The following is a 522-nucleotide window of genomic DNA, read 5'->3' as shown; positions in this document are numbered from 1 at the left end:
TGCGGATGTGAGTACCTTTGATAACCTTCGAAACGCTAACTGGCGCGAAGCCGTTAACTTTCTTCACGTTGCATTTTCCATCTGCCTGCACTTCGATCACGTTATCCGCATAGGTATCCAGGGTAGCGGCTTTAATTTCGCTTTGCTGGGTTTTATGCTCGCGCTGAAGCTGGCGGCGGTAAGCTTCGGAGATAGCGTTAGCGTTAGTGCAAGCCGCTACTGAAGCGAGGATAACAATGCCTGAAATAATTTTTTTCATCATACGTACTCTTAGTGGATGGGCTGGCCATCGTGGTTTATATCTTTAAGGAAATCGATAACAGTGGCGGCAAGTTCCTTTTCAGGAATTGGCAACTGCTTCGAATCCAAAAAGGGAATATCGAAACGGAATGCAAGGGCTTGTAGTTCGGCTAATGTGTTTTCGCATTGGCTTCCTTCGTATCCCATGCAAACTTTTCCATCATTATGCTGATGGATGCTAAAACCTTCGAAATCTACGCTGCGGGCGATATCCAGCGATTA

The 522-nt window shown here is 46.2% G+C and carries 2 protein-coding genes; both read right to left on the bottom strand.

Features of this window, described 5'->3' with window-relative positions:
* A partial coding sequence (locus N1032_RS27815; protein ID WP_259543973.1) for a lipoprotein occupies positions 1-262 on the bottom strand: 262 nt, incomplete at its 3' end.
* Positions 263-270: 8 nt separating this feature from the next.
* On the bottom strand, positions 271-447 hold the full coding sequence (locus N1032_RS27810) for a hypothetical protein (RefSeq protein WP_259543971.1): 177 nt from the start codon (positions 445-447) through the stop codon (positions 271-273).
* Positions 448-522: the final 75 nt, after the last annotated feature.

This window comes from Herbiconiux daphne, assembly GCF_024979295.1.
Classification (GTDB): Bacteria; Actinomycetota; Actinomycetes; order Actinomycetales; family Microbacteriaceae; genus Herbiconiux; species Herbiconiux daphnes.
The sequence above is the reverse complement of the archived record's forward strand: the minus strand, read 5'-3'. Positions and strand labels throughout refer to the sequence as shown.

What these genes read in the sequence shown, in the direction of transcription:
- N1032_RS27810 (WP_259543971.1), bottom strand. Translation starts at nt 447, where the DNA reads ATGGGATACGAAGGAAGCCAATGCGAAAACACATTAGCCGAACTACAA.